The sequence below is a fragment of the Nocardioides sp. T2.26MG-1 genome, assembly GCF_950101795.1.
Classification (GTDB): domain Bacteria; phylum Actinomycetota; class Actinomycetes; order Propionibacteriales; family Nocardioidaceae; genus Nocardioides.
This window is the reverse complement of record NZ_CATNLZ010000001.1, coordinates 808,882-830,851: the sequence shown is the minus strand read 5'-3', so window position 1 is coordinate 830,851 and position 21,970 is coordinate 808,882. Positions and strand designations below refer to the sequence as shown.

The window sequence follows — 21,970 nt, the reverse complement described above, 5'->3', positions numbered from 1 at the left end:
GGTAGGAACGAGTCATGAGGATTCGCAGCATCGGCAACGACACCGTCGGCCGCACCGAGGTCGGCGCCATCGGGCTCGGCCTGATGACCTTCGACCAGACCGGCACCCAGCCCCGCGAGCAGCTGCTCGCGACCGTGCGGGCCGCGCTCGACGCGGGGGTGACGCTCTTCGACACCGCCGACGCCTACGGGCCCGGTGACGAGAAGGGTGCGGGCGCCCAGGGTGAGAACGAGCTGCTGATCGCCTCGCTGCTCGACGAGCTAGGGGTGCGCGACCGGGTGCTGCTCGCGACCAAGGGCGGCCACGTCCGCACCGAGGGCGGCGGCTGGGGCACCGACAGCTCCGCGGCCCACCTCAAGCAGGCCGTCGACGACAGCCTGCGGCGGCTCGGCGTCGAGCAGATCGCGCTCTGGCAGCACCACCGGCCGAGCAGCAAGACGCCGTACGACGAGGTCCTCGCCACGATGCAGGAGGTCGCCGCGTCCGGGAAGGTGCGGATGCTCGGCATCTCCAACGCCAACCCCGAGCAGATCCGGGCCGCGCACGCGGCGCTCGGCGACCACCTGGTGAGCGTGCAGAACCAGTTCTCCCCGGCGTTCCGCAGCAGCCGTCCCGAGATCGACGTCTGCGAGGAGCTGGGCTTGGCGTTCCTGCCGTGGAGCCCGCTCGGCGGTCTCGGCGACGCCAAGGAGCTGGCCGAGAAGCACCCGGCGTTCGCCCGGGTCGCGCAGGCCCGCGGGGTCAGCGCCCAGCAGGTCGCGCTCGCGTGGGAGCTCGCCCAGTCCCCGGTGGTGATCCCGATCCCCGGCGCCAAGCGTCCCCAGTCGATCCAGGACTCCGCAGCCGCGGCCGAGCTGGACCTCACCGACGACGAGCTCACGGAGCTCGACGCCGACTGAGCACCGTCGAGTCGGGACTTTCGTCGTTCGAGTCGGGGGTTCTGGACGCGCTGCGCGCCGAAAGTCCCGACTCGACCGTCACAACTCCCGACTCAACGGTCAGAAGTCCCGACTCAACGCGGGAGGGTGATGACGGTCTTGTCGCCGGTGCGGGCGACGGCGTGGGCGAAGGCCTGCGGTGCCTCGGCGAGCGGGAAGCGGTGGCTCACCAGCGGGTCGAGGTCGAGGCCGGTGGTGGCGAGCTCGATCGCCCGCGGATAGGTCTCGTGCATCCGGCGCACCATCGCGAACGTCAGACCCTTGCGCCGTGCGACCGCCGCGGGGAACGCCGAGAGCGGCACCGACGGGATGCCGCCGAGCGCGATCCGCGCGCCCGGACGAACGGCCGCGACGGCGGTGCCGATCGCGTCATCCACGCCGGCCATCTCGATCGCCACGTCGACCCCACGACCGTCGGTCAGTGACTCCACGGCCGCGGCCGCCTCCTCCGGGGCCCAGGCGTCGTCGGCACCGAAGCGCCGGGCGGTCTCGCGGCGGTGGGCGAGCGGCTCGCTGACGAAGATCCGTCGCGCGCCGGTACGGCGGGCGACCGCCGCCGCGAGCACCCCGATCGGGCCGCCGCCGGCGACGAGGACGTCGTCGCCCGGGCGCACATGCGCGACGCCGACCGCGTGGATCGCGACGCCGAGCGGCTCGAGCAGCGCGCCCGCGTCGTCGCTGAGCGAGTCGGGCAGTGGGAACAGCAGGTGGTCCGGCCAGACCAGGGACTCCTGGAGCCCACCGTCGAGGCCGGCGTGCCCGGCGAACCGCACGTCGGGGCACAGGTTCCCGTGCCCGGCGCGGCACTGCTCGCAGGTCCCGCAGGGGATCGCGGGGTCGACCGCGACCCGGCGCCCGGCGTACTGACCGTCGACCGCGACGCCAGCGAACTCGTGCCCGGGGACCACCGACCGGTCGAGGGTGACCTCGCCGGTGCCGCCATCGGTGTACCAGTGCAGGTCGCTGCCGCAGAGGCCGACCGAGGTCACGTCGATCGTGGACCAGCCCGGCGTGGGGGGAGGCGGTGCGTCGATCTGCTCGACGCGGAGGTCACCGATGCCGTGGAGGCGGGCCGCTGCTGGCACGTCGCCAACCTACCGCCGACCCTCTTCCCGCCCGGACCCGCCAGACTGGTGGCCGTGTCCCGATCGAGGCTCCGCCGGCTGTTCCCGCGTCGGGTCGCGATCGTCTGCGCGGTCCTGCTGGTCGCGGAGGGTGTGGGGCTGGCGATGCTGGTCCGTGACGTCCGGGAGCCGCGCCCCCACGGCGCACCGGGCGCCGTCGTCGCGCCGGCCATCGTGGCGCAGGCGCTGGCCGCGCAGGTCAACGCGCTCCCGGGACATCCGCTCGAGGCCATCGCGAGCGACGACCGGGCCGCTGCCATCGACGACGTACGTCACGGCGTCACCGTCGGCGCCACCCTCGTCGACCTGACGACCACCCAGGACCAGCTGGTGCTCAACAGTTCCACCGACGATCGCCTCGCCCGAGCCGTCCGCGACCAGGTCGAGGCGATCGAGCGCTCGCACGGGCGCACGCTCTCGGTCCGCTACGTGTCCGTGTCGCCCGTGGACGACCACGTGGTCCGGCGGCTGGCGGTCGGCTTCGGGGCCCTGGGGTTCCTGCTGGCGGTGCTGCTCTCGCTGCGGTTCGGGCCGGTCGCGCGGACCCTGCGGTTGGGCACCCGGCGGATCCTGGTGGTCAGCGCGGTCTCGCTGGCCGCTGGGTACGTCGCCGCGATCGTGCTGCCCGGGGTGAGCGGGCTCGACACCGCCACTCAGCTGCGACTGGCCGGCGTGCTCGGGCTGACGGCCGTCGTCGCCGGCGTGCTGACGCTCGCGCTGGAGGGTGTCGCGGGCTTCGGGGGACTGGGCCTGAGCGCCGCGTTCTACCTGGTCGTGGCGACCCCGCAGCTGCTCGGCACCGACCCGCGGCTGCTGCCCGAGCCCTGGCCGATCCTGGCCGTCTGGACCGCGCCCGGCGCGAGCGTCGAGGCGCTCAGCGCCATCGCGATGTACGGCGGCACCGGCGTCCGGCTGCCCCTGCTGGTGCTCGCCGTGTGGCTGCTGGCCGCGATCCTCGGGCTGGTCGTGTCGCGGCGCGAGCGGGCCCGCGAGCGGGTCGCCCCGGATGCGGGGCTCGACGAGCCGCTGCTGCTGCATCCGCCGCTGACGCCCGCGGTCCGCCACGGCCGGCTGGTGCGCTGGCGGTGGCGGGTCGCGGTCGTGGTGCTCCCGGCCGCGGTCGCGGCGTTCGCACTCGTGTCGTTCGTCCCCCGGGACGCCGTCGCCGACGCGGCCGCCGTCGCCAGCCAGGCCAGCGAGTCCCAGTGCGTGTCGACCGGGCAGGTCCGCAGCGTGGCCGACCTCAACCGGATCGCCCGGACCGTCCGTGGCGGCCCGGAGTTCGAGGGCGGTGACGTGGGCGCCGACACCGAGCTGCAGGACGGGCGCCGGATCATGGTGTTCGGCGACACGCTGCGCAGCCCGTCGTTCAGCGGCCAGCGCTTCGTGCGCAACTCGATGCTGGTCTTCGACGAGCAGTGCATCCAGGCGATCGTCCCGGAGGACCACGGGGCGCTGATCCCGGACCGCCCCAGCGCGCTGTCGACCGGGCGGGTCGGCTACTGGCCGATGTCCGCGGTGACCGTGACCCATCCCGGCTACGACCTGGTGGTGGTGACCTGCCAGCGGGTGCGCAGCACCGGGGAGGACGACGGGCTCGGGTTCGAGAACCTCGGGCCCGCGGTCGCCGTCTTCGTGGTCCCGCGTGGCGAGACCCCGCAGCTGGTCGGGATGCGGGACGTCGGACCGGACTCGGCGGACATCACGAGACCGGCATGGGGCGCGGCCGCCGTCATCGACGACGGCTGGCTCTACCTCTACGGCACCGCGAACCCCGACCAGGACTACGTCTTCGGCTTCTCCCTGCGGGTGGCGCGGGTGCGCCCAGACGACGTGCTGCGGCCCTCGGCCTGGGAGTACTGGTCCGGCTCCGACTGGGTCGGCGATCCGGACCAGAGCCAGGAGCTGATCCCCGCCGACGGTGGCACCTCGCAGACCCTGTCGGTCTTCAGCGACGGCGAGCACTGGCACGCGCTGAGCAAGCGCAACGAGTTCCTCGGCAGCGACGTGGTGGTCTGGAGCGCACCCGACCCGTGGGGTCCCTTCGACGGGGGTCGCACGGTCGCCGCATTGCCATCCGACGCGGCCGAGGGGCGGCTGCGGTACATGCCGCTCGCGCACCCGGACCTGCTCCCCGAGCCCGGCACGGTGGTCGTCTCGTACAGCCAGAACCGTACCGACATCGGCGAGGTCGTCGAGGACCCGACCCGCTACCGGCCGCGGTTCCTGCGGGTCGACCTGCCGTAGCTGGTCCGACGCCCGGGATACTGGCCGGCATGGCGGAGGCGAGGCGCAGGGGTCGGGGTCGCACGGCGTTCGTGCTCCTGCTGCTGGCGGTGGTGGTCAACCTGCCGCTCGTGCACAGCACCTGGACCGACGCCCGGGTCGAGAGCGCCGGGGTCGAGGTGACCGCGACGGTGGTCGAGCACGACGACGGCTCCCGCCGTCTCGCGTTCCGGTTCCCCACCGACATCGACGCCGACCAGCGCACCTGGTCGGCCGAGGTCGACGACACGACGTACGACGACGCCGTCGAGTCCGGCGCGATCGAGGTGCGGGTGCTCGAGGACGACCCGTCGGCGTACCGCGTCTCGGGAGCCGTTGAGAGCCGGGTGCCGCTGGTGGTGACCATCGTCGCCGACGTCGTGCTGCTGATCCTCATCATGCTGATGTGGCGCTTTGGCGGCCGGATGCGCGCCCGGCTGCGCGCGGTGGCGCTCGGGGACGTCGAGCGCTGTGCCCCCGAGATCCTGCTCGAGCGGCTGCACGCCGAGGACTACCTCGTGCGCGGCGAGGTTCTCGAGGTCGGGCCGGACCGGGTGGTGCTCGACCTCGGCAACCGGACCATCGAGGTGCTGCTCGACGGCCACCTCAACCCGGTGGGCCACCAGCAGGCGGCCCAGGTGCGGGCCCGGATGATCGGCTGAACGTCAGCCGGCGAGGACGCGGTCCGCGGTCGCGGGCGCAGTCGCCGGCTCGCGCTCGACGAGCACCGGCCGTCGCGAGAGACCGGACACGAGCACGGCCACCATCAGCGTGGGCACGAGGAGCACGAAGGTCAGCAGGCCGGCCATCAGCAGTGCGGTGATCGTCATCGGTTCCTCCGGGGGTGCGGTCTGCCTCCCTCGTTCCCAGTCGGACCCCGCGGTGAAACCCGGGGCGGGGTGTGATCTGGGCCGCTCGCACACATCTCGTCCGGTCGCGGTGGGTAGTGGCAGCCCATGACCACGTTCTCCGCCGACACCCGCGCCGAGGCGGTCGTGGACGCGCCGCGCCACCGCATCTGGGCCGCGCTCACCGACCCGGACCTGGTCGCCGAGCTCACGCCGTTCGTCCGCACGATCCGCGAGGACGGCGAGCACTGGCGCTGGGAGATGAGCGGGCTCAAGGTGCTCGGCGTCGGCGTGGCCCCGTCGTTCACCGAGAGGATGACGTACGACGAGCCCGAGCGCATCGAGTTCCGGCACGACCCGCCGGCCGGCGCGACCGAGCGGTCCTCGGTCGAGGGGTGGTACTCCCTCGACGAGCACCGGGCCGGCACCCGGCTGGTGACCTCGCTCGAGATCAGCCTCGACCTGCCGCTGCCCCGGGCGTCCGGGCGCGCCGTCCGGGCCACGATGAACCGGGTGATCGACCAGATGGGCGACCGGTTCTCCAGGAACCTGCTCGCCCATCTGGGGGCTCGGGAGGTCGCCTGAGCCGGCGGCCCGTCCGGGCCCACCGCGGGACTGGTCGGCCGGTCCTTCCGCTTCTCGGGGGTTGCAACGGCCGGGAAGCGGAAGAATCCCCGGTGAACCGGGGATCCTCCGCCACGCCCTACGACCGCGAGGTCTCCTCCAGGTCGTCGAACGCGTCGTCGAAGTTGGCGTCGCGCAGGTAGGGGCGCTCGAGCTTCTCGCCCTCGACGTCGACATCGGGCAGCAGCCGGTCGAGCCACTTCGGGAGCCACCAGGCGCGGTCGCCGAGCAGGTAGAGCACCGCCGGGATCAGCGCCATCCGCACCACGAACGCGTCGAACACGACCGCGATCGCGAGCGCGAAGCCCATCGACTTGATGATCGGCTCGTCCTGCAGCATGAACGCCGCGAACACCGCGGTCATGATCGCGGCGGCCGCGGTGACGACCCGGGCGCTGTTGCGGAAGCCGTCCACGATGGCCTCCCGCATCGGGTAGCCGTGCACGTGCGCCTCACGGATCCGGGTCACCAGGAACACCTGGTAGTCCATCGCGAGCCCGAAGACCACGCCGATCAGGAAGATCGGCATGAAGCTCACGATCGGCTGGCCCTCCATGATCCCGAAGGCGCCCTGCTGGAAGACCGCGACGGTCGCCCCGAGGGTGGCGAGCACGGAGAGCAGGAACCCGAGGGTCGCGGTGAGCGGCACCAGGATCGAGCGGAACACGATCATCAGCAGCAGGAACGCGAGCCCGATGACCACGGTGAGGTAGATCGGCAGCGCGTCGCTGAGCCGCTCCGACACGTCGGTGGTGATCGCGGTCAGGCCGGTCACGCCGGTCTCGGTGCCGGTCTGCTGCTCGATCGAGTCCTGGCCCTCGCGCAGCGCGGTGAGCAGGCTCTCGGTCGCGGTGTCGTCGGGGCCGGAGGTCGGCGTGATCATGATCTGGGCGCCGGTCCCCTCCTGGTTCATCGCCACGACCTGGGCGTTCTCGACGTCGTCGAGCCCGGCGGCCCACGAGGTCACCTCGCCGATCGCGGCGCCGCGGTCGGCCTCGGCGACGTCGGTGGCGTCGACGACGACCAGCAGCGGACCCTCGCGGCCGGGGCCGAACGCCTCGGACATCAGGTCCGACGCCTTGCGCTGGGTGGTGTCGGAGGACGCGGTGCTGTCGGTCGGGAACGCCAGGTGCAGGTCCTTGAGGGGTACGGCGAGCGCGCCGAGCGCGACGACCACGAGCAGCGCGACGGCCACGGGCCGGCGCCCGACCAGGCGGGCCCAGCGGACGCCGTTGTTCAGCACGTGCCCGTCGGGCTCGCGGTGCGGCGCGTAGCGGCGCACCCGGCCGCCGAAGGCCTTGGACTTCAGCAGGCCGAGGATGGCCGGCAGCAGGGTGAGGGCGACCAGCACCGCGATCAGCACGGTGCCGGCGGCCGCGAGGCCCATCGCCGTCAGGAACGGGATCCGCACCACGGCGAGCGCGGTGAGCGCGATGAACACGGTGAGGCCGGCGAACACGACGGCCGAGCCGGCCGTGCCGACGGCGATGCCGATGGCCTCCTCGCGGTCCTCGGTGTGGTGCAGCTCGGTGCGGTAGCGGGCCAGGATGAACAGCGTGTAGTCGATGCCGACCGCCAGGCCGATCATCGTGGCCAGCATCGGCGTGCTCGAGCCGATGTCCATGAACGCGGTCATGCCGGTGATGCCGGTGATGCCCAGCCCGACGCCGAACAGCGCGGTGACGATCGGGAGCCCGGCCGCGATCAGCGAGCCGAAGGTGAGCACGAGCACGAGCAGGGCGACCGCGACACCGATCAGCTCCGAGGAGCCGCCCGGCTCGGTCATCGCGCTGGTGCCGGCCCCGTTGGCCTCGACGGTGAGGCCGCTGTCGCGGGCGTCGTCCATGACCTCGAGCAGCGCGTCCTGGGTCGCGGGCTCGACGTCGGCGACGGTGTCGACGTCGTACTCGAACGTGATGGTGCCGACCCGGGAGTCCGCGGAGAGCGGGCTGAGCGCCTCGGCGTTGGCCGCGGCCTCGTCGGTGGGGGTGCCGTTCTCCTCGGCGGCGTCCAGCAGCTGCTGGCGCTGGGAGTCGGCCGCCTCGACCGGGTTGGCGATCGGGGCGTCCTTGGCGACCTGCGGCAGAGAGCGCAGCTCGGCGACCAGGTCGTCGACAGAGCCGGCGTACGGCGCCTCCTCCAGCGTGTGGCCCTCGGGGGCGGCGACGACGACGTTCACCGTCGCCTGGTCGAGGGCGTCGACCGAGCTGGGGAACAGCTCGGACTGCATGTCGGCGGCCTTCTCCGAGGGGATGCCCGGGATCGAGAACGCGTCGGTCATCGGCTTGGACATCGTGGCGGCGAACGTGCCGATGGCGAGCATCGCGACGATCCAGCCGGCGATGAAGATCGGCCACCGCCGGTAGGCGGTCTTGCCGAGTCGGTGCAACAGGGTGGCCATGGGTGGCGGGTCTCCTGGGGAAGGGTGGGCGGTGGCGTCAGGCGAGCAGGTCGCGGGCCAGACGGACGTTCTCGTCGAAGACCTCGGCGACCGGTCGGCCCCCTGGGTCGTCGTTCAGCTGGTTGATCGCGACGTCGAAGACGGCGACGAGCAGGCGCACCAGCAGGCGGGCCCGGCCCTCGCCGAAGTCCTCGCCCTCGCGGCGCAGGATGTGGTCGACGAGCTCGCTCGTGACCAGTTCGAAGCGCTCGTGGGCGATGACGATCAGCCGCGGTGTCCGGTGCAGGATGCGGTGGCCGAGCGCCATGACCTCGGGGTCGAAGCCCTTCTCGCTGAGGATCGCCTCCGCGAGCGCGGACAGATCGTCGACCAGCCGGCCGGTGGGGCCGCCGCGGTGGAACGCCTCGAGGGCGTCGGCCGGGAGCTCCGGCGTGCTGCCGAGGACGGCGTCCACCTTGCCGGGGAAGTAGTTGAACAGGGTGCGCCGGGACACGTCGGCGGCGGCGGCCAGGTCGTCCATGGTCCAGCCGTCGAGGCCGTGCTCGTCGGTCAGTCGGAGTGCGCAGTGGTGGATCCGCAGCTCGGTCTCCCGCTTCTGCGTGGCGCGGCGCCCGCACGATGTTGCACTCAACTTCACAAAGTGCAGTTTTGCACGATCCGTCCGAGAGTGCAAAACTGTGGCGGTCGTCACACGAGCGGAGGAACGGGGTCCTCGACTTGCTCGCGACCGGCCCGCGGAGGAAGGGTGCGGTCCATGGCCGCCACCGCGTCGTCGTACTCGATCACCATGCGTCTGCACACCGCGCCCGACAACGGCGTCGTGGGCGCCGTCGCCACCGCGATCTCCCAGGCGGGCGGCGTGGTGACCGCGATCGACGTGGCGGAGTCGAACTCCGAGCGGCTCATCGTCGACGTGACCTGCTCGGCCAGCGACGCCGACCACGCCGAGGAGCTCGAGGCCGCGGCCGCCGCGGTCGAGGGCGTCGCGGTCTACCGGGTCAGCGACCGGACGTTCCTGCTGCACATCGGCGGCAAGATCGAGGTGACCTCCAAGGTCCCGCTGCGCAACCGCGACGACCTGTCGATGGCCTACACCCCCGGTGTCGGGCGGGTCAGCCTGGCGCTCGCAGAGAACCCCGGTGACGTGCCGCGGCTGACGATCAAGGGCAACTCCGTCGCGGTCGTCACCGACGGCTCGGCGGTCCTCGGGCTGGGCAACATCGGACCGGGTGCGGCGCTGCCGGTGATGGAGGGCAAGGCCGCACTGTTCAAGCGGTTCGCCGACATCGACGCCTGGCCGATCTGCCTCGCCTCCCAGGACACCGACGAGATCGTGCGCGCGGTGGAGATGATCGCGCCCGGCTTCGGCGGCATCAACCTGGAGGACATCGCGGCACCGCGCTGCTTCGAGATCGAGCGACGGCTGCGCGAGAGCCTCGACATCCCGGTCTTCCACGACGACCAGCACGGCACGGCGATCGTGGTGCTGGCTGCGCTCACCAACGCGCTGCGCGTGGTGAAGAAGGAGATCCACGAGGTGCGCATCGCCGTCTCCGGTGGCGGGGCGGCCGGCACGGCCATCGTCACGCTGCTGATCGCGGCCGGGGCGCCCGACATCGTCGTGTGGGACCGCGAGGGCTGCCTCTCCCGCGAGGACGACACCCTCCCGCCGGCGAAGCGCGAACTGGCCGCGATGACGAACCCGCGGCAGGTGCGCGGCGACCTGCGCGCCGCCCTCGACGGCGCGGACGTCTTCATCGGCGTCAGCGGCCCGGGCCTGCTGCGGCCCGAGTGGATCCAGGACATGGCGCCCGACCCGGTGGTGTTCGCCCTGGCCAACCCCGACCCCGAGGTCGACCCCGCGGAGGCCGCGAAGTACGCCGCGGTCGTGGCCAGCGGCCGGTCCGACTACCCCAACCAGATCAACAACGTGCTGGCGTTCCCCGGGGTGTTCCGCGGCCTGCTCGACGCGCGCGCCAGCGAGATCACCATCGACATGCTGCTGCGGGCCGCCGAGGCGATCGCGATGGTGGTCAAGGACGAGGAGCTCAACCCGGCGTTCATCATCCCGACGGTGTTCCACCCCGACGTCCAGCGCAAGGTCGCCGCCGCCGTCCGCGGCAGCTGAGGCGCAACGGTGGTCGAGGTGCGAGCGAAACGAGCCTCGAAACCACCCCGCAGGCGACGATCACCCGACCCGGCGCGGCCACCAGAACCGGTCGCCGAGCAGCAGCGCGAGCGCCGGCACGAGCAGGGTGCGCACCAGCAGCGTGTCGAGCAGCACGCCGAGGCAGATGATCGTGCCCAGCTGGGCGAGCACGACCAGGGGCAGCACGCCGAGGACCGCGAACACCGCCGCGAGCAGGATCCCCGCGCTGGTGATCACGCCGCCGGTCGCCGACAGGGCGCGCAGCATGCCCTCACGCGACCCGTGCCCGGCGGCCTCCTCGCGGGCCCGGGTGACCAGGAAGATGTTGTAGTCGACGCCGAGCGCGACCAGGAACAGGAACGCGAACAGCGGCACCCCGGAGTCCATGGCGCCGAACCCGAGCGGTCCGGTGAACAGCCACCAGGACGCGCCCATGGCGGCGGCGTACGTCGCGACGACCGTCAGCACCAGCAGCACCGGCGCGACCGCGGAGCGCAGCAGCAGCACCAGCCCGCCGAGCACGAGCACGAGGATCAGCGGCACGATCAGCCGCAGGTCGCGGTCCGAGCCGTCCCGCTCGTCGAGCGCCTCGGCCTCGGAGCCCGTCACGTGGGCGTCGTACGGCGCGACCGCGTCGCGCAGCGCCTCCACGACGTCGGTGTTCTCCCCGGACCGCCCGGCGAGCACGGCGTCGACGGCGCTGACCCCGCCGCCGGTCTCGGACACGCGCGCGGAGGTCACGCCCTCGACCGACCGCACCGCCTCGAGCAGCGGCTCGGCCGAGCCGGTGGTCACGACCCGGGTCGGGTCGGCGGTGCCGGCGGGGAACGACTCGGCCAGACGGCCGGCCGCGCTGATCGCCTCGGGCTCGTCGAGGAACTGCTCGGCCTGGTCCAGGCCCAGGTCGATCCGGAACAGCCCGACCGCCATCACCGCGAGCAGCACCAGCGACCCGCCGACCACGGCCGCGGGCCGGCGCGCGACCCGGGCGCCGATCCGGTGCCACACGGTGCCGGACTCGACGGTGACGGTCTCGCCGACGTGCGGGACCCGGGGCCAGAACACCCAGCGGCCGAACAGCACCAGCACCGCCGGCAGCACCACGAGGGCGAACGCCGCCGCGACGACGATGCCCACGGCGCACGCCAGGCCCAGGCCGCGGGTGGTGGGGGTGAGCGAGAGCAGCAGCGTGAGCAGGCCGAGCACGACCGTGGTGGCGCTGGCGAGCACCGCCTCGGCCGTGCGTCGCAGCGCGTGGGCCATCGCCCGGTGCCGCGACGGCTCGGTGCGCAGCTCGTCGCGGTAGCGCGAGATCAGCAGCAGCGCGTAGTCGGTGCCGGCGCCGAAGACCAGCACCGACAGGATCCCGACGGTGGACTCGTCCCAGGCCACGTCGACCGCGGCCATCAGCTGGGTCGCGAGCACGGCCGCGAGCCGGTCGGCGACGCCGACGACGGTCAGCGGGACCAGCCACAGCACCGGACTGCGGTAGGTGATGACCAGGAGCACCGCGACCACCAGCGCGGTGACGAGCAGCAGCCGGGTGTTGGCGCCGTCGAACACCGCGGCGAGGTCGGCCTGCACGGCGGCCGGCCCGGTGACCTGCGCCCGCACCCCGTCCGGCGCAGCCTCGTCGGCCGCGGTCCGCAGCTCGGTCACCCGGTCGGCGACCTCGCTCGCCGAGACCGACGGCACCGGTACGGCGAGCAGCGCCGCGGTGCCGTCCTCGGCGGGCACGAGCGGGCTGGCTCCCGCGCTGGAGCCCGCGTCGGAACCGGTGCCGGCGAGGTCACCGGCCGCGTCGCGCAGCGCGGTGAGCTGGTCGCGGGTGAGCTCGCCCCGGTCGGCGGTGAAGAGCACGACCGCGGCCGTCGCGGCGTCCTCGGGGAGCCGGTCCAGGAGCGCGGTGCCCTCGGTGCTGTCGAGTCCCGCGGGCAGCGAGTCGGTGGTGCTCGAGGCGCGGTCGCCCTCACCGACCGCGCCGATCAGGGCGAGGGCCAGCAAGAATGGCACCAGCGCCACGATCCAGGCGGTGCGCCGGCCGGTGATCAGCGAGGTCATCGAGTCTCCGAGTACGGTGGGGACAGGTCGCTAACTAGATTAGACATCAAGTAGGTGAAATAAAAATGGCGGGAGCCGAGCCGGCGGGTCCGGCCACCGAGTTCGCCGACAGGTGGCGCCAGACCGGGAGCCTGGTGGCGCTGCGCGAGGCGATCGAGGCGGGTGCCCGGGTGCGGCACGTCGTAGCCCGCCGGGCCGGGCTCAGCGACTCCGAGCTGGTCGCGCTGCAGCACCTGGTCCGCTCACCGCTCGGCCCGGCCGAGCTCGCCCGGATCCTCGACGTCAGCACCGCCGCGTCGACCGGCATCGTCGACCGCCTGGTCGACCGGGGCCACGCCGAGCGCTTCCCGCACGCCGCCGACCGGCGCCGCACCGAGGTGCGAGTGACCGCCTCGGGGCGCGAGGAGGTGCTCGCCCACCTGCTGCCGATGTTCAGCGCCCTCGACGCGTGGGACCGGTCCTTCACCGACGAGGAGCGCGCCGTGGTCGAGCGCTACCTGCGCGGTGCGCAGGCCGCCTTCGAGCAGGTGTCGGGCCCGTCCCGCGCCGCTCAGCCGCCGCCCTCGGAGGCGTAGAGCGCCGCGCCGACGACGCCGGCCTTGTTGAGCAGGGCCGCGGGGATGATCTCGGTGTCGAGGTCGAGCAGGGGGAGGAACTCATCCGAGTTCTTGCTGACCCCGCCGCCGACCACGAACAGCTCGGGGGAGAACAGCCTCTCCAGCGTCCGGTAGTACGTCGTGAGCCGCTTGGCCCAGCGCTCCCACGAGAGGTCCTCGCGCTCCCGGGCGCTGTTGGCGGCCCGGGTCTCGGCGTCGTGGCCGTCGATCTCGAGGTGGCCGAGCTCGGAGTTCGGCACGAGCACGCCGTCGTGGACCATCGCCGAGCCGATCCCCGTGCCGAGCGTCGTCACGATCACCAGGCCGGACCGGCCCTTGGCCGCGCCGTACCTCACCTCGGCGAAGCCCGCGGCGTCCGCGTCGTTGACGACGTGCACCTCACGGCCGGTCGCCTCGGTGAAGAGCCGGTCGGCGTCGGTACCGAGCCAGGACTTGTGGATGTTGGCGGCGGAGCGGACCACGCCGTGCCGCACGACGCCGGGGACCGTGACGCCCACCGCGCCGGTGCAGTCGGGGAACTGGGCGAGCAGGTCGACGAACACCTCGGCCACCCGCTCGGGCGTCGAGGGGTCCGGGGTCTTGATCCGCACCCGCTCGGCGGCGAAGGCACCGGCGTCCAGGTCGACCGGGGCACCCTTGATGCCGGTGCCGCCGAAGTCGATGCCGAAGGGCTGCGGTGCGGTCTGGGCCATCTGGCAACCCTAAACTGCACCGCATGTCGGCGCACGAGACCCGGATGCTCATCCTGGGTGCCGTCGCGCTCTTCGAGCCGGTCAACGGCTACCAGATCCGCCGCGAGCTGCTGTCGTGGCAGGTGGACCGGTGGGCGAATACCAATCCGGGCTCGATCTACCACGGGCTGACCGCGCTGACGAACCTCGGCCACCTGGTGCGCCACGACCTGGTCGACGGGGGCCGCGAGGTCGCGGTCTACGAGCTCACCGACACCGGGCGCGCGGAGCTGGACCGGATGCTGGTCGAGTCGCTCGAGACCGTCGACGTGTTCACGCGCACCGGTTTCCACGTCGCGTTCTCGATGCTGCCGCTGATGGACCGGGCCCAGGTGCTGCGCTCGCTGACCAAGCGCCGGGTCGGGCTCGAGGAGACCGTCAAGGAGCTCGCCGACCACCAGCCGGGCGTCGCGCCGCCGCACGCCACCCGGAGCATGCTGCTGTGGCTCGACATCGCGGTCGCCGAGCTCGCCTGGCTCCGCGAGACGATCGAGGAGGTGCGCAGCGGCACCCTGGCGTTCGAGATGGGCGAGGAGTGGGGCTGGGTGCCGCCGCCGGACGACCCCGGCTGGCAGATGAACGCCGAGCGGGAGAAGTACCGCGCGCTACTGGGCCGTTGAGCGCTTCCTCGTCCGGGTCGTCAGGGTCGTCTTGGCCGGCGCGCTCTCCGGGGCAGCGGGCGGGGTGGCCGGGGCGGCCGCCGGAGCGGGCTTCTCGGCGGGCTCCGGGGCGGGCTTCTGGGCCGCCTTCTGAGCGGTCTTCTTGGTCGCCTTCTTGGCGGGCGCGCGCTTGCGCGCCGGCCGCTGGGAGCGCAGCCTGACCCGCGGCTGGCCGCCCTCGGGGTGGTCGAGGTCGAGGTAGTCCTGGGCGCCCGCGAGCGCGCTGAGCCGCGGGAAGCCGTAGTGCCGCGGGTCGAAGGCAGCGTGGGTCTTGCCCAGGTAGGTGCCGACCGAGCCGAGAGCCGACCACCCGTCGTCCTGGGCGGTGCTGCGCACGGCGGCCTCCAGGATCGTGCGCAGGTCGGGCAGCGAGTCGGCCTCGGACTCCGCGTCCGTCTCGCCCGAGGTGTCCCGGTGGCCCGCCTGGTCGTCGGCCTCGTCGCGGAGCACCTCGAGGAAGATGAACTTGTCGCACGCCGCCTGCAGCGACGCCGGCGTACGGCGGCGGCCGAGGCCGTAGACGGTCTTGCCGGACTCGCGCAGCCGGGTCGCGAGCCGGGTGAAGTCGCTGTCGCTCGACACGATCGCGAACGCGTCGAGGTTGCCCGAGTAGAGCAGGTCCATCGCGTCGATGATCAGTGCCGAGTCCGTGGAGTTCTTGCCCACGGTGTTCGCGAACTGCTGGATCGGCTGGATCGCGTGCCGGGCCAGCTCGGACTTCCAGCCGGTCAGCTGCTGGGTGGTCCAGTCGCCGTACGCCCGCTTGACGGTCGGGACGCCGTAGCGCGCGAGCTCGGCGAGGAGAGCCGCCGAGTGGGAGGCGGAGACGTTGTCGGCGTCGATGAGGACGGCGAGGCGCACGTCGGCGGGTTCGGTCACCACCCCGTCCTACCACGGCGTAAACGAGGTGCCGCGCGCCGCGCCAACTGTCACGCTCAGGAGGTGCCCACCCAGCTCACGCTGGCCCGCCACCTCGACGGGCTCCGCGCCGCGATGGTCGCCTTCGTCCGGTACGCCGACCGCGCCGGCCTGGCGGCCCCGGTGCCGACCTGTCCCGACTGGACCGTGCGCGACCTGGTCGCCCACCAGGGCATGGTGCACCGCTGGGCCGCCGCGATCGTGCGCGGCGAGCGGGACGTCGACCCGGATGCGTTCGAGGCGGCCGGTCGCGCCGAGCCCGACCCGCTGGAGTGGCTGCGGGACGGCGCGGTCGCGCTCGCGGAGGCGCTGACCCGTGCGCCCGCCGACCTGGACGCCCTGGTCTTCCTCCACGACGCCCCGGCACCGCGGGAGTTCTGGGCCCGGCGGCAGTGCCACGAGACGACCGTCCACGCCGTCGACGCCCTCGCGGCCGCGCTCGGTCGCCCCCCGGACGCGGCGGAGACCTGGATCGAGACCGACCTCGCCGCCGACGGCATCGACGAGCTGCTCGGCGGCTTCCTCACCCGGCCACGGTCGCGGCTGCGCTGCGAGGAGGACGCCGTGCTCGTGGTCGCACCCGACGACGTCGCCGACTGGTGGGAGGTCGAGCTCGGGCCCCGGCCCGCGGTGACGACCCGGCACCGTGGCGACGCGGAGGAGGGCGACTGGGAGCTGGACGGGACCGCGGTGCACCTCTACCTCGCACTCTGGAACCGGACCCCGCGGCCCGGGCTCGAGGCGGACTGGCGCGAGCGTGCGGCCGTGACCTGGAGCTGAGCCGAGCCCGACCGACCGATGAGTCGCGGCGCGTCCGGAGGTCTGTCCCCCGGGCGCGACTTGACGATGACTCTTCAACGTTGAACACTGATGTTCAAACTTGAACACGAGGGAGATCCCCATGATCCAGGCACGAGGACTCGTGCAGACGTTCCACACGGGGCGCGGCAAGAACACCAAGGAGGTCCGGGCCGTCGACGGCGTCGACCTGGACGTCCACGAGGGCGAGGTGGTCGGCTTCCTCGGCCCCAACGGCGCGGGCAAGACCACCACGCTCCGGATGCTCACCACCCTGCTCAGGCCGACCGCCGGCACCGCCACCGTGGCCGGGCACGACGTGGTCACCGAGTCGGTCCAGGTGCGCCGCAGCATCGGCTACGTCTCGCAGGTGGGGGCGACGTTCTCCGGCGCCTACGCCGGGGACGAGGTCGTCGACCACGGCATGCTCTACGGGATGTCGCGCGCCGACGCCGTACGCCGCGGCCAGGAGCTGTTCGCCCAGCTGCAGCTCGACGGGCTCTGGAAGCGGATGCCCAAGAACATGTCCGGCGGGCAGAAGCGCCGCCTCGACGTGGTGATGGGGCTGATCCACGACCCCCGGCTGGTCTTCCTCGACGAGCCGACCACCGGCCTGGACCCGCAGGCGCGGGCCAACCTGTGGGAGCACATCCAGGGCCTGCGCACCCGGCTCGGGGCGACGGTGTTCCTCACCACCCACTACCTCGACGAGGCCGACGTGCTCGCCGACCGGATCGTGATCATCGACCAGGGCCGGATCGTCGCCTCCGACACCTCCGACAACCTCAAGGCCCAGGTCGCTGGCGACCTGGTCGACCTCGAGGTCGCCGCGGACGACCAGGTCGCGGTCGCCGCGGCGCGCCTCGGCGCCCTCGTGCACGGCGCGGGCGGGGTCGACGGGGTGGAGACCGACGGCCACCACGTCCGGGCCCGGGTCCAGCGGGCCGGCCGCGTCGTACCCGGTCTGCTGCGCGACCTCGACAACGCCGGGGTCGAGCTCGACTCCATCGAGGTGATCCGCCCGACCCTCGACGACGTCTTCCTCTCCCTCACGGGCCGGTCGCTGCGCGATGCCGACTCGGCCGACGCCCCCAACCAGCCCGAGGAGGTCCTGGCATGAACGCCGGCACCAGCTTCGTCCGCGAGAGCTCGATCGTCTTCCGCCGCCAGATCCGGATGAACCTGCGCAACCCCGCCTGGGTGCTGATCGGGATCATGCAGCCGGTGCTCTACCTGTTGCTGTTCGGGCCGCTGCTCAAGCCCCTGGTCGCCTCGTTCGACACCGGCACCGACAACGCCTACACCTTCCTGGTGCCCGGCCTGCTCGTGCAGCTGGGCATGTTCGGGGCGTTCTTCGCGGGCTTCGGGCTGATCGGGGAGTGGCGTGAGGGCGTGATCGAGGCCGAGCGGGTCACCCCCGCCAACCGGTCGGCACTGCTCGTCGGCCGGCTCGCGCGCGACGTGATCCAGCTGTTCGTGCAGGCGGTGATCCTGGTCGTGCTCGGCCTGGCCATGGGGATGCGCGGCTCGTTCGCCGGCATCGTGCTCGGCGTGCTGCTGACGCTGGTCATCGGCGGGGCCTGTGCGGCGGCGTCCAACGCGCTCGCGCTCACGACGAAGAGCGAGGACGTGATGGCGCCGGTCATCAACATCGTGATGATGCCGGTGCTGCTGCTCAGCGGGATCCTGCTGCCGATGACCCTCGGGCCCGGCTGGCTCAGGAACATCAGCGACTTCATGCCGTTCCGCTACATCGTCGACGCGGTGCGTGACGGGTTCGCCGGCGACCTGGCGACCTCGTCCGTCCTGTGGGGCTCGGTATGGGCGGTCGTGCTCGCCGCCCTCGGCGCCTGGTGGGGCACCGCGACCTTCCGTCGCGAGAACGCCTAGCTTTCGCCGCCCGAGGGGTCAGACAGGCGGAGGGTCGGGGATGGTCACAGACGGCAGCTGGGAGCGCTTCCATGTTGTCGTTGGGGACCAAACGACAACGCTCCTGCGCCACCGGGAGGCTGCCGACCCTCCAGATCACCCACGCCTGCAGCAACCGAGGCGAACCTTCGCGCGGGCATCGAAATCCAGTGAACATTCGTGCACCCTCTTGTCTAGACGGTTGACATTTCGTAGAGTTCTGTAAACCCACGGACGTGACCGCCGTCACCGCAGGAGGCCAAGCCCATGACCGCCATCCCCCACAGCACCGTCCCGGACGGGTCCACGGACGCCTGGAAGGACAAGAAGCGCTACCTCTGGCTGATCGGGCTGGTGGTGCCGTCGCTGGCCTTCATCGGCTTCGGGCTCTGGGCCGCCACCGGCTGGGGGGTGTGGTTCTGGATCGGGCCGTTCGTGATCCTGGTCGTGGTCCCGGCCATCGACCTGATCGCCGGCCTCGACCGCTCCAACCCGCCCGACGACGTGATCGAGGCGCTGGAGAACGACCGCTACTACCGCTGGATCACCTACCTGTTCCTGCCGATCCAGTACGCCGGGTTCGTCGGCGCGATGTGGCTGATCGGCGGCGGCGCCGACCTGGCGACGATCGACAAGGTGGGCCTGGCCGTCTCGATCGGCTGCATCGGCGGCATCGGCATCAACACCGCCCACGAGCTGGGGCACAAGCGGGAGGCCAACGAGCGCTGGCTCTCCAAGATCGCGCTCGCGCAGAGCTTCTACGGGCACTTCTACATCGAGCACAACCGCGGCCACCACGTGCGGGTCGCGACGCCGGAGGACCCGGCCTCCTCCCGGGTGGGCGAGAACTTCTACCAGTTCTGGCCGCGCACGGTCTGGGGCTCCCTCAAGTCGGCCTGGCGGATCGAGAAGCGCCGCTACGCCCGCAAGAGCCAGCACCCGTTCCGGATCGGCAACGACGTGCTCAACGCCTGGCTGATGTCGGCGATGCTCTGGGGCGGGCTGGTCGCCTGGCTGGGCATCGGGCTGCTGCCCTACCTGGTGATCCAGGCGGTCGTCGGCTTCTCGCTGCTCGAGGTCGTCAACTACATGGAGCACTACGGCATGCTCCGCCAGAAGGTCGGGGTCGGCGAGCGGCAGCGCTACGAGCGGGTCGACCCGACGCACTCGTGGAACTCCAACAACATCGCCACCAACGTGCTGCTCTACCACCTGCAGCGGCACAGCGACCACCACGCGAACCCGACCCGGCGCTACCAGGCGCTGCGGGACTTCGAGGAGTCGCCGGTGCTGCCGACGGGGTACGCCGGCATGATCGTGCTCGCGATCGTCCCTGCGATCTGGCGGCGGGTGATGGACCCGCGGGTGCTGGCCCACTTCCACGGCGACCTGTCCCGGGCCAACCTCAGCCCGCGCAAGCGCGACAAGATCCTCGCGAAGTACCCGTCCCCGGCGGTCGACGTCGCCGCCGGCCCGACCACCGGTGCGGACGGCCAGCCGGTTGTCGTCGACGAGGTGCTCGCCGCCCGGTGCCCGGGCTGTGGCTACACCTACGAGGTTGCGGCCGGCGACGAGCACGAGGGGTTTGCGGCCGGCACCGCCTGGGCCGACATCCCCGACAGCTGGTGCTGCCCGGACTGCGGCGTCCGCGAGAAGGTCGACTTCGTGCCGCTCAGCGAGGCGAACGCCTGACGCGGGACGAGCGTCACCCTGGGCCAGGCTTTACCTGAGGTGCCCTCAGGTCGAGGTGTGCGCAGCCGTTGGGAAGCCTATGAACCTTCGCGCACGCTCCTGGCAGCTGCGCCACCGCCTCATTGCTCTCGGGACGGGCAGCGTGGTGCTGACGGCCGCGGTCCTCGTCGGTGTCGGGGCCTGGCAGACCACCCGGTTCACCGGGGATGCCGACCGCCGCATCGACGAGCTCACGGCCTCCGACCTCACCCACGTGACCGCCGGCATCGGCACCCTGGTGGCCGCGGTCGGCGAGTCGGTGCAGGAGGCCCAGGACCGCGGGATGACCGTCGCGACCTCGGTCGTACGCCGCGACGGCGGTCTGCGGCTCGACGCGGGACGCGCCGTCACGTGGGACGCCGTCGACCAGGTCAGCGGCGAGGCCACGAAGGTGCGCCTGCCCGCCGCGACCGTCGGCGGCACCTGGCTGGGGCAGAACAAGGACCTCGACATCGCGACGCCGGTCGTGGACGACATCACCAAGGTCGTGGGCGGCGCCGTGACCGTCTTCCAGCGGATGAACGAGCGCGGCGACCTGCTGCGGGTCGCGACCACGGTCGAGACCGCGGACGGCATGCGGGCGATCGGCACCTACATCCCGGCCGCCGACGAAGCCGGCAACCCGAACCCCGTCGCGGCCGCGATCCGCTCCGGCAAGCCCTACCGCGGCATCGCCAAGGTCGTCGACACCTGGAACGTCACGGCCTACGACCCGATCCGCGACGCGAACGGGCGGGTGGTCGGCGCGCTGTTCGTCGGCGTCCCCCAGGCCCAGGCGATCGCGGCGCTCAGCGGCGCGCTCGCCGAGACCAGGATCGGGGAGCACGGCACGGTCTCGATCGTCAGCACCGCGGCCGCGGACCGCGGCCGCGTGGTCGCGTCCAGCGACCCGGACTCCGTCGGCTCCACGCTCGAGGGCGAGGACGCCGACGGCAAGCCCTGGGTGGAGGAGACCCTGACCCGGGCCGCCGAGCTCGAGGCCGGCCGGCTGGCGGCCGCCGGCTACCGCCTGCCCGGCACCGGCGGCGCACCCGCGGCGGACAGCACCGTGTACGTCGGGTCGTACGCGGCGTACGGCTGGGCGATCGTCGTCACGGCCTACGGCCCGGACTTCGCCGCCGCCAGCCAGGCGCTGGCCGACGGACGGTCCACGATGCTGAGGGTCTTCGTGATCGTCGCGGTCGTGCTCGCGATCGTCGGCGCCCTGGCGGCGTGGGCGGTCGCGACCCGGATGTCGCGGCGGATGGGCCGCCTCACCGCAGCGATGAGCGGGCTCGCCGAGCGTGACCTGACCGTGTCGGTGCCCGAGGACGGCGGCGACGAGATCGGCACGATGAGCCGCGCGCTCAACCTCGCCGTACGCCGGCTCCACGACCTGCTCGAGGAGATCAGCACCGAGGCCGGCCGCGTCGACGACGCCAGCCACCGGCTCAGCGGCGTGCGCCAGGACCTGATCGTGAGCGCCGACGCCGCCACCCGGCTGTCGGTCGCAGCGGCCGCGTCCGCCGGTGAGGTCACCGAGCACGTGCAGACCCTGTCCGTGGGCTCGGAGGAGATGTCGGCCTCGATCCGGGAGATCTCCGGCAGCGCACAGGAGGCAGCGGTCGTGGCCCGCGAGAGCGTCGGCCTCGCCGGCGACGTCGAGGGCGTGATGCGCACGCTGAGCGAGTCCTCGGCGCGGATCGCCGAGGTGGTCGACGTGATCGCCACGATCGCCGGCCAGACCAACCTGCTCGCGCTCAACGCGACCATCGAGGCGGCCCGCGCGGGCGAGGCGGGGCGCGGCTTCGCGGTCGTCGCCGGCGAGGTCAAGGAGCTCGCGAGCCAGACCGCCCGCGCGACCGAGGAGGTCGCGTCGCGGGTCGCCGCCATCAAGGGCGACACCGACAGCGCGGTGCAGGCGATCAACGCGATCACCGAGACCATCGGCCGGGTCGACGGGTTCCAGACCGCCATCGCGGCGGCCGTCGAGGAGCAGACCGCGACCACGAACGAGATGTCGCACAACGTCGCGTCCGCGGCCGCGGGCAGCGGGCAGATCTTCGACAGCCTGGGGGAGGTCGAGGCCACGATGGAGCAGACCCGGGTCGCCGTCGACGAGTCGTCGCGTGCCACCGACGACCTCGGGCAGACCGTGTCGCGGCTCGCGGAGCTGGTGAGCGCCTTCAAGGTCTGAGCCGGGCGTTGCCTACACTCCG

Annotated in this window: 19 protein-coding genes; 12 read left to right on the top strand and 7 right to left on the bottom strand. The window is 72.6% G+C overall.

All coding sequences use genetic code 11. The features are described from left to right. Positions 1-14: 14 nt before the first annotated feature. Positions 15-899, top strand: coding sequence for an aldo/keto reductase (locus QQZ14_RS04080; RefSeq protein ID WP_284532909.1), 885 nt, complete (start codon positions 15-17; stop codon positions 897-899). A 113-nt stretch (positions 900-1,012) separates the two neighbouring features. On the opposite strand, the gene QQZ14_RS04075 is transcribed toward QQZ14_RS04080, so the two are convergent. Beyond that, complete coding sequence (locus tag QQZ14_RS04075; RefSeq protein ID WP_284532908.1) at positions 1,013-2,023, bottom strand: zinc-dependent alcohol dehydrogenase; 1,011 nt, start codon at positions 2,021-2,023, stop codon at positions 1,013-1,015. A 54-nt stretch (positions 2,024-2,077) separates the two neighbouring features. On the opposite strand from QQZ14_RS04075, the gene QQZ14_RS04070 reads away from it, so the two are divergent. Together QQZ14_RS04070 and QQZ14_RS04065 are read left to right on the top strand one after the other, a co-directional pair. Next, on the top strand, positions 2,078-4,309 hold the full coding sequence (locus QQZ14_RS04070) for a DUF4185 domain-containing protein (protein WP_284532907.1): 2,232 nt from the start codon (positions 2,078-2,080) through the stop codon (positions 4,307-4,309). Positions 4,310-4,338: 29 nt separating this feature from the next. After that, entirely contained in the window at positions 4,339-4,989 is a 651-nt protein-coding gene (locus tag QQZ14_RS04065; protein WP_284532906.1) for a hypothetical protein, read from the top strand. Positions 4,990-4,992: 3 nt separating this feature from the next. Here QQZ14_RS04065 and QQZ14_RS04060 read toward each other — a convergent pair whose 3' ends face one another. Beyond that, on the bottom strand, positions 4,993-5,157 hold the full coding sequence (locus QQZ14_RS04060; RefSeq protein WP_284532905.1) for a hypothetical protein: 165 nt from the start codon (positions 5,155-5,157) through the stop codon (positions 4,993-4,995). Positions 5,158-5,283: 126 nt separating this feature from the next. Between QQZ14_RS04060 and QQZ14_RS04055 the strand changes: the two genes are divergently transcribed. Next, complete coding sequence (locus tag QQZ14_RS04055) at positions 5,284-5,760, top strand: SRPBCC family protein (protein WP_284532904.1); 477 nt, start codon at positions 5,284-5,286, stop codon at positions 5,758-5,760. Between the two features lie 118 nt (positions 5,761-5,878). On the opposite strand, the gene QQZ14_RS04050 is transcribed toward QQZ14_RS04055, so the two are convergent. Then, positions 5,879-8,200: an MMPL family transporter gene (locus tag QQZ14_RS04050; RefSeq protein WP_284532903.1), complete on the bottom strand. Its 2,322-nt coding sequence runs from the start codon at positions 8,198-8,200 to the stop codon at positions 5,879-5,881. Positions 8,201-8,237: 37 nt separating this feature from the next. Beyond that, positions 8,238-8,831, bottom strand: a complete 594-nt coding sequence (locus QQZ14_RS04045; RefSeq protein WP_284532902.1) for a TetR/AcrR family transcriptional regulator — start codon at positions 8,829-8,831, stop codon at positions 8,238-8,240. A gap of 123 nt (positions 8,832-8,954) precedes the next feature. Between QQZ14_RS04045 and QQZ14_RS04040 the strand changes: the two genes are divergently transcribed. Next, a complete protein-coding gene (locus QQZ14_RS04040; protein WP_284532901.1) occupies positions 8,955-10,328 on the top strand; it encodes an NAD-dependent malic enzyme in 1,374 nt (457 codons plus the stop codon). Between the two features lie 60 nt (positions 10,329-10,388). Here QQZ14_RS04040 and QQZ14_RS04035 read toward each other — a convergent pair whose 3' ends face one another. Beyond that, positions 10,389-12,410: an MMPL family transporter gene (locus tag QQZ14_RS04035; RefSeq protein WP_284532900.1), complete on the bottom strand. Its 2,022-nt coding sequence runs from the start codon at positions 12,408-12,410 to the stop codon at positions 10,389-10,391. 65 nt (positions 12,411-12,475) lie between these two features. On the opposite strand from QQZ14_RS04035, the gene QQZ14_RS04030 reads away from it, so the two are divergent. Continuing rightward, on the top strand, positions 12,476-12,985 hold the full coding sequence (locus tag QQZ14_RS04030; protein ID WP_284532899.1) for a MarR family winged helix-turn-helix transcriptional regulator: 510 nt from the start codon (positions 12,476-12,478) through the stop codon (positions 12,983-12,985). On the opposite strand, the gene ppgK is transcribed toward QQZ14_RS04030, so the two are convergent. Next, on the bottom strand, positions 12,961-13,719 hold the full coding sequence (gene ppgK, locus QQZ14_RS04025; RefSeq protein WP_284532898.1) for a polyphosphate--glucose phosphotransferase: 759 nt from the start codon (positions 13,717-13,719) through the stop codon (positions 12,961-12,963). The two genes, QQZ14_RS04030 and ppgK, sit on opposite strands and share 25 nt — an antisense overlap. 23 nt (positions 13,720-13,742) lie before the next feature. Between ppgK and QQZ14_RS04020 the strand changes: the two genes are divergently transcribed. Further along, positions 13,743-14,378, top strand: a complete 636-nt coding sequence (locus QQZ14_RS04020; protein WP_284532897.1) for a PadR family transcriptional regulator — start codon at positions 13,743-13,745, stop codon at positions 14,376-14,378. Here QQZ14_RS04020 and QQZ14_RS04015 read toward each other — a convergent pair. After that, positions 14,364-15,296 carry an NYN domain-containing protein gene (locus tag QQZ14_RS04015; protein WP_284532896.1) on the bottom strand — a complete coding sequence of 311 codons (933 nt, stop codon included), beginning with the start codon at positions 15,294-15,296 and terminating at the stop codon, positions 14,364-14,366. The genes QQZ14_RS04020 and QQZ14_RS04015 overlap by 15 nt on opposite strands. A 63-nt stretch (positions 15,297-15,359) precedes the next feature. On the opposite strand from QQZ14_RS04015, the gene QQZ14_RS04010 reads away from it, so the two are divergent. The 5 genes from QQZ14_RS04010 (at position 15,360) to QQZ14_RS03985 (ending at position 21,948) form a co-directional block, all read left to right on the top strand. Continuing rightward, positions 15,360-16,115: a maleylpyruvate isomerase family mycothiol-dependent enzyme gene (locus tag QQZ14_RS04010; RefSeq protein WP_284532895.1), complete on the top strand. Its 756-nt coding sequence runs from the start codon at positions 15,360-15,362 to the stop codon at positions 16,113-16,115. A gap of 121 nt (positions 16,116-16,236) precedes the next feature. Continuing rightward, the gene (locus tag QQZ14_RS04005) at positions 16,237-17,253 is read left to right on the top strand and encodes an ATP-binding cassette domain-containing protein (protein ID WP_284532894.1); all 1,017 of its coding nucleotides are present in this window, start codon (positions 16,237-16,239) and stop codon (positions 17,251-17,253) included. Next, on the top strand, positions 17,250-18,023 hold the full coding sequence (locus QQZ14_RS04000) for an ABC transporter permease (protein WP_284532893.1): 774 nt from the start codon (positions 17,250-17,252) through the stop codon (positions 18,021-18,023). The genes QQZ14_RS04005 and QQZ14_RS04000 overlap by 4 nt, the downstream gene beginning before the upstream one ends. A 285-nt stretch (positions 18,024-18,308) precedes the next feature. Continuing rightward, entirely contained in the window at positions 18,309-19,733 is a 1,425-nt protein-coding gene (locus QQZ14_RS03995) for a fatty acid desaturase (RefSeq protein WP_446740468.1), read from the top strand. A 79-nt stretch (positions 19,734-19,812) separates the two neighbouring features. Beyond that, a complete protein-coding gene (locus QQZ14_RS03985) occupies positions 19,813-21,948 on the top strand; it encodes a methyl-accepting chemotaxis protein (RefSeq protein WP_284532892.1) in 2,136 nt (711 codons plus the stop codon). The last annotated feature ends 22 nt before the right edge of the window (positions 21,949-21,970 follow it).